We start from the raw sequence: 6,748 nt of genomic DNA on the forward strand, positions 1-6,748 counted from the left end.
GTCTCCCACCGGTCCGGCCCCTACCAGCCCCGCCGGCCGGGCTCCGACAGGTCCGGCGGTTCCCGGTCGCCTGGCTCCCACCGGACCCGGGTCGGCAGGCTCTCGTCCCGAGCAGGCGCTCGGCGTACCCCACCAGGCACCCGCGGAGGCGTCCAGGACACGGCGGAGTCTGCTGGTCGGCGGGGCGGTCGCGGTCGTGGCGGTCGGCGGGACGGTCCTGGCCGTGCACCTGTCGCTCCAGCAGCCGGCCACGCCCCGGACGACCACGGCGGACACCGCGCGCCCTCAGCAGCCGGGAGCGGAAAGCCCCGCGCCCATCGACGAGCGGGACGTGGCCGCCCTCGCCCCCCGCCGCGTCAAGGTGACGGCGGACCGGGGCGCGCTGGTCGAGCTGGCGTGGGTGCTGCCCGCACGGGCCCGCGACTACCCCGTGGTCGTGCAGCGATCGCCGGTGGAGGAGGGCGAGCAGCCCGTCACCGCTCTCGACCAGGGCGCCACGTCGACCCGTCTGGCCGGCCTCGACCCGGGCACCGGCTACTGCTTCCTGGTGGGCGTGCCGCTGCGCATCTCGGAGGACTCGACGGTCGCCTGGTCGGAACCGGCCTGCATCAGAGGCGCGAAGGCCCGCCCCACCCGCCGGTGACCCGCGCCGCCGGGCGATGGCCGCTCAGCCGAGGAGCTTGCGGGCCGCCTGCTCGATCTCCGCTTCCGACAGCAGCACGTGCTGGGCCGCCGCGCCGAGCGGGACGAAGCTGTCGGCGGAGCTCACCCGCGCGATCTTCCCGGTGAACCCGGCGTCGAGCAGCTCCGTCACGACGCCCTCCGAGACGCCGCCGGTGTGGCGGGTCTCGTCGGCGATGAGCACGTTGCCGGTCAGCTCGGCCGCCCGCACCAGGTCGTCGATCGGCAGCGGCGCCAGCCAGCGCAGGTCGAGCACGCGGCAGCCGTACCCCTCCTGGGTCAGCCGCACCGCGGCCCGCAGGCTCATCCGCACCCCGTTGCCGAACGTCACGATCGTCAGGTCACGCCCGTCACCGTACGCACGCGCCCGCCCGATGGGCACGTGGGTCTCCGGCCAGCGCGCGGGCGGCGCGTACGGGGCCAGCCACCCGCCGTCGCCGTCCTCGAACAGGTCGCGCGTGTTGTAGAGCGCGATCGGCTCCAGGAACACGCACACCGACCCCGACGTACGGGCCGCCGCCAGGCAGGTGCGCAGCATGGACGCGGCGTCGTCGGGACGCGACGGCGAGGCGATGACCAGCCCCGGGATGTCGCGCAGCGCGCCCACCGCGTTGTCGTTGTGGAAGTGGCCGCCGAACCCCTTCTGGTAGGCGTAGCCGGCCACCCGTACGACCATCGGGTTGGTGAAGGCGCCCTGCGAGAAGAACGACAGCGTGGCCGCCTCGCCGCGGATCTGGTCGAGCGCGTTGTGCAGGTAGGCGAGGTACTGGATCTCGGGCACCGGCAGCATCCCCGACACCCCGGCGCCGAGCGCGAGGCCGAGGATGGCCTGCTCGTCGAGCAGCGTGTCGAACACCCGCCCGGGCCCGAACCGCTTCTGCAGCCCCCGGGTGACGCCGTACACGCCGCCCTTCTTGCCGACGTCCTCGCCGAAGACGGTCATCTCCGGGTAGACGGCGAGCGCGTCGGCGAGGGTGCGGTTGATGGCCAGCGAGAGGGTCAGCGGCTTGTCGTCCTCGGGCAGCGCGCCGGCGAACGCCCGCTCCCTGACCTGGGCGGCGGCAGCCGTCGGGCTGATCTTGGCGATCAGCTCAGGGCTGCGCGGCGCGATCGGCGCCATGACCTCCTTGGCCGAGCCGAGCCGGGGGCGGCGCGAGGTCTCCTTGGCCACCCGCAGGATGTGTTCGCGGGCGCTCTCGTACATCTTGAGCAGCCCCTCGGGCGTCTCCAGGCCGGCCTCGACGAGCATGGCCGCCGTCCGCACCAGAGGGTCGCGTTCGAGGTCGGCGCGGATCTCGCGCTGCGTGCGGTAGGCCAGCTCGACGTCCGACCCGGCGTGCCCCATGAGCCGCACGGTGGACAGGTGGAGGAACGCCGGCGCGCGGTGCTCGCGCACGTGCTCGGCGGCGCGCACGGCCGCGTCGTACGCGGCCGCCAGGTCGCAGCCGTCGGCGGCGAAGTATTCGATGCCGGGACGCCGCGCGGTCGCCTCGACCCACCCCTTCGGCGTGCGGACGCTGATGCCGATGCCGTTGTCCTCGCACACGAACAACATCGGCAGCGACTGCCCCTGGTAGGTGGCGTAGGCGGCGGTGTTGAGGCCGGACAGGGCGCTGGCGTGGTTGATCGAGGCGTCGCCGAAGCTGCACACCGCGATCGCGTCCTGCGGCCACTTCGAGGGCACGCCGAGGGCCCGCGCCCGCTCGATGGCGAACGCCACGCCCACCGCCCTGGGCAGGTGGCTGGCGATCGTGGAGGTCTGCGGGATGACGGCCAGGTCGGGATGGCCGAACACCTTGTGCCGGCCGCCCGCGATCGGGTCGTCGGCCGCGGCGGAGAGCCCCAGCAGAACGTCGCGGATGCCCTGCTCGGACAGCCGGCCGGCCAGCTCGGAGCGGGTCAGGTAGAACGCGCCCGAGCGGTAGTGGAGCAGGGCGGGATCGGTGGGCCGCAGGGCGGCGGCCACGGCCGCGTTGCCCTCGTGACCGGCCGAGCCGATCGTGTAGAAGCCCTCCTCCTGCTCGCGCAGCCAGCGGGCCGCGATGTCGAGGAGGCGGCTGTCGAGCTGACGCCGGAACAGTGTCCTGCACTGCTCGCCGGTCAGCGAGGAGCCCTCACGGATCGGCGCACCCGGATCTCGCGGGGGGCCCGCCTCCAGCGTCGCAACCGCCTCGGTGAAATGAGTCTCAACAGTGTCGCGCGCCACGTCCACGATTATGTCCTTGATCCAGCCCGGCGTCTGCCGGACGCGGGGGAGATGTTGCAGACCGGTCCCTTTGAAGGTGACCTATAACCGTTTGTCAGAGTTCACAACCTTCTCTTTCGCGCGCACGTCTACTGAGGACACACGTGGCACCCTCAATGCCGCGTTGAACCACTGGGGTCTCCAAGAAAGGAACCCGCATGTTACAACGCATCCGTGTGGCCGCCCTCGCCCTCGTCCTCGGCGCCGGGACACTCGCCCTGTCCCCGGTCCCCGCGACGGCGGCCCCCGCACCCACCATCAGCCAGGTGAGCGTCAGCCCCGCCTCGCCGATCGTCGTCTTCGACGCCGACGTGGCGGTCACGTTCACGTTCACCACGACGAACGCCGCCGCGGCGGCGCTCAAGGTCGACGGCGCGCCGGTCGCGGTCACGTCCGCGCCGGACGTCGGCGGCCTGAAGTGGACGGGCACCAAGTCCTTCGGGCCCGGCGCCGCCGGCAGGCACGCCATCTCCGCCACGGCCCAGGGCGACGGTGAGGTCTCCACGAGCGGCTCGTTCCAGGTGGCGCGGGCGCTCACCACCGCGATCCGCGACTTCGACGCCGGCCCCGACGTCGTCGACCCGGGCGACACCGTCAAGCTGTCGGGCGTGCTGGTGGCCGACCGCAGGGGATACGCCGGCCAGAGCGTGTCCATCACCTTCCGCGAGCGCGGGAGCGACGCCTACCGCGAGGTCGCCAAGGTGACGACCGGCCGCGGCGGCTGGTTCGGCACCCGCGTGCGGGCCGGCGCCACCGGCTGGTGGCGCGCCGAGTTCGCGGCCACCGCCACCGCCAGGGGCTCCGTCGCCGACGCCGACCGGGTGGACGTCCGCCGCGAGCTGGACAGCCGGATCTTCCGGTTCGACGCCCGTCCGGAGCGGGTGGAGCAGGGCGACCGGCTCACCTTCACCGGCGCCCTGACCGTCGAGCGGCGCGGCGGCGCTCCCGGCCGGCGCGTGGCCATCGCGTTCAAGGCCGACGGGTCGTCCCGCTGGCAGCACGTCACCAGCGTCACGACCGGCCGCGACGGCCGCTTCCGCGCCTCGGCGACGGCCCGCTCCTCCGGCTGGTGGCGCGCCGAGTACCGGGGCGGGCACGGCGTCGACGGCTCGGTCAGCGCCGCCGACCGGGTTCGGGTCGACCCGGCGAGGGCGGAGGCGCGGCTGATCGCGTTCGACGCCCGTCCGGAGCCGGTCAAGCGCGGCCGGACCCTGACCGTCACGGGCCTGCTGCAGGCCGGCGACGACGGCTCGTGGCGGGGCCACCGCGCCAAGGTGGCGCTGCTGTTCAAGCCGGTGGGCGCCGGGACGTGGCAGTACGTGAAGTCCACCTGGTCGAACGGCGGCGGCCGGCTCGCCACGACGATCAGGGCCTGGAACTCGGGCCACTGGAAGTTCGCCTTCGGCGGCGACCCGCGCACCCACGGCGACGACAGCCGCACGGACTACGTGCGCGTCAGACGCTGAATCGCGGCACGAGGGCCCGGACGGACAACCGCCCGGGCCCTCGTCATGTCCGGCACGTCGTCATCCGTCCCGACGGAGATGCCTCGTACGAATGGCGAGTAATGCCAGAATTTTCCCGGCGGGCATCAACGACAAAACGCCTACGCTCGTGATCGTCCGATAACCATTGTGCATGCGTCTTCCTCCGTGACCTCGACGAGGTCGCAATATGGGTGCGTGGAAGTGCGTCTCAAGAAATGGCAGCGATTCGTGCTGATCGCTGTATTGGTGCTGACCACCGTGTTCGTCGCGGTGGCCAGCAATCAGATTCTGAACGACAACGTCTTCAGCTGGTGGTGGTGCGTTCCCGCTCTCGGGTGGTCGGCCATCGCGACGTCCACCGCCTGTTTCCTGACGCGAGCGGGCTCCCGAGATCCCGATGCGGGCGTCAACGCGTCGACCGGGGGCAGGTACGTCGCGCTGTGCGGCGGTGGCGTGGTCGTCGTGGGTGCGCTGACCGTGGTCAGCTACATCGCCGTCGCAGAGGCGATGCCGGAACCGGAGCCGGTTCTCGCTCGGCATCCGACATGCGTCAGCGGATCGATCTGCCTGTGGCCTGAGCGAGGTTTCGGCGGAGACGTGTGGATGTGGACACCGGGAGCGGACGCGGACGGCCCCATCCCGCACCGTCTACGCGACCGCGTCGGGTCGTTCGAAGCACAGGCGACGGGGTGTTTCTTCGACAGCGAATCAAAGGAAACGCGCCCGATAAACATCAGGGACTGGAGCGGCCGGTACATCGAAAAGTTCGGCCGCCAGGCGGACACCGTCAAGGCGAAATGCTGAAAACGGCCGGCCGTGCCGGCACGACGTACAGTTAGTGATCCTTAACAGCGGCGGTGAGCGCGGCGCGGGCCATGGCGTGCAGGAGCGGGCGCATGCGCTGGGCCGGAAGCTCGCCGGCGCTGTGCGGGGTCGAGTTGAGCAGGCCGAACACCGCGTGCGTGGCCGCGCGCAGCCGCGCCGCCGGGCACGACGGGTGCAGCTCGGCCAGCACGGTCACCCACTCCTCGACGTAGAGGCGCTGCAGCCGCCTGATCTGCCGCCGCTCCCGCTCCGGCACGTTGCCCAGCTCCCGGTCGTGCACGGTGATCAGCGCCGGCTGCTCCAGCGCGAACGTGATGTGCGCGGCCAGCAGCGCGTCGAGCGACTCCTCCGGCCCCGGTGAGGTGGTGACGACCGTGACCGCCGACTCGCGCAGCCGCGAGCTGACGTCGAGCAGCATCTCCGACAGCAGGGCGTCCTTGCCGCTGAAGTGGCGGTAGAGGGCCGGGCCCGAGACGCCGACCGCGGCGCCGATGTCCTCGATCGGCACGCCGTGGAAGCCCCGCGCCGCGAACAGCCGGGCGGCCGCCTCCAGGATCTCCGCGCGCCTGTTGCGCCGATTGCGGGTAGGTGAGGCGGAGGCGGTGGTCACGTCTCACATACTAGACGGTGCACGTTAGCGATGACTAACATCCGTGCCATGAGAGGGGACTCATGAGCGGCGACTGGCCGGTGCTGAAATCGGCGGTGGACCCGGGCGGCGAGGCGTACAAACGCAACGCCGAGCTCAACGAGCGGCTCGCCGCCGAACTGCTCGAACGCCTCGCGGCGGCCGCGCTCGGCGGCCCCCAGCGGTCGCGGCAGCGCCACGTCGAGCGCGGCAAGCTGCTGCCCCGCGACCGCGTGGACGGCCTGCTCGACCCGGGCTCCCGCTTCCTGGAGCTGTCGCCGCTCGCCGCGAACGGCCTCTACGACGACCAGGCGCCCGCCGCCGGCATCATCACCGGCGTCGGCCGCGTCTCCGGTCGCGAGTGCGTGGTCGTGGCCAACGACGCCACCGTCAAGGGCGGCACGTACTACCCGGTCACCGTCAAGAAGCATCTGCGCGCGCAGGAGGTGGCCCTGCACAACCATCTGCCGTGCGTCTACCTCGTCGACTCCGGTGGAGCGTTCCTGCCGAAACAGGACGAGGTCTTCCCCGACCGTGAGCACTTCGGCCGCATCTTCTACAACCAGGCCACGATGTCGGCGCGCGGCATCCCGCAGATCGCCGCCGTGCTCGGCTCGTGCACCGCCGGCGGCGCGTACGTGCCCGCGATGAGCGACGAGGCCGTCATCGTGCGCGGCCAGGGCACGATCTTCCTGGGCGGCCCGCCGCTGGTGAAGGCGGCCACCGGCGAAGAGGTCACCGCCGAGGAGCTGGGCGGCGGCGACCTGCACGCCCGCGTCAGCGGCGTCACCGACCACCTCGCCGAGGACGACGCCCACGCCCTGGCCATCGTCCGCGACATCGTCTCCACGCTCGCGCCGCGCGCCCCCCGCCCCTGGGAGA

The 6,748-nt window shown here is 72.3% G+C and carries 5 protein-coding genes and 1 pseudogene; 4 read left to right on the forward strand and 2 right to left on the reverse strand.

Annotated elements, in window-relative coordinates; all coding sequences use genetic code 11:
* A pseudogene (locus E1286_RS44990) lies at positions 1-643 on the forward strand (hypothetical protein); the annotation flags it as partial.
* Positions 644-667: 24 nt separating this feature from the next.
* On the opposite strand, the gene E1286_RS44995 reads toward E1286_RS44990, so the two are convergent.
* On the reverse strand, positions 668-2,893 hold the full coding sequence (locus tag E1286_RS44995) for a thiamine pyrophosphate-dependent enzyme (protein ID WP_246075694.1): 2,226 nt from the start codon (positions 2,891-2,893) through the stop codon (positions 668-670).
* Positions 2,894-3,084: 191 nt separating this feature from the next.
* Here E1286_RS44995 and E1286_RS45000 point away from each other — a divergent pair, with 191 nt between their 5' ends.
* Both E1286_RS45000 and E1286_RS45005 read left to right on the forward strand, forming a co-directional pair.
* Entirely contained in the window at positions 3,085-4,392 is a 1,308-nt protein-coding gene (locus tag E1286_RS45000) for a hypothetical protein (protein ID WP_132623202.1), read from the forward strand.
* Between the two features lie 216 nt (positions 4,393-4,608).
* The gene (locus E1286_RS45005) at positions 4,609-5,217 is read left to right on the forward strand and encodes a hypothetical protein (RefSeq protein WP_132623204.1); all 609 of its coding nucleotides are present in this window, start codon (positions 4,609-4,611) and stop codon (positions 5,215-5,217) included.
* Between the two features lie 31 nt (positions 5,218-5,248).
* Here the strand turns inward: E1286_RS45005 and E1286_RS45010 are convergent, their stop codons facing one another.
* Positions 5,249-5,848 (reverse strand): SACE_7040 family transcriptional regulator, encoded by a 600-nt coding sequence (locus E1286_RS45010; RefSeq protein WP_132623206.1) that lies wholly within the window; start codon positions 5,846-5,848, stop codon positions 5,249-5,251.
* An 80-nt stretch (positions 5,849-5,928) separates the two neighbouring features.
* On the opposite strand from E1286_RS45010, the gene E1286_RS45015 reads away from it, so the two are divergent.
* A partial coding sequence (locus tag E1286_RS45015; protein ID WP_281282863.1) for a carboxyl transferase domain-containing protein occupies positions 5,929-6,748 on the forward strand: 820 nt, incomplete at its 3' end.

The sequence above is a fragment of the Nonomuraea terrae genome, from assembly GCF_004348995.1.
GTDB classification, from domain to species: Bacteria; Actinomycetota; Actinomycetes; order Streptosporangiales; family Streptosporangiaceae; genus Nonomuraea; species Nonomuraea terrae.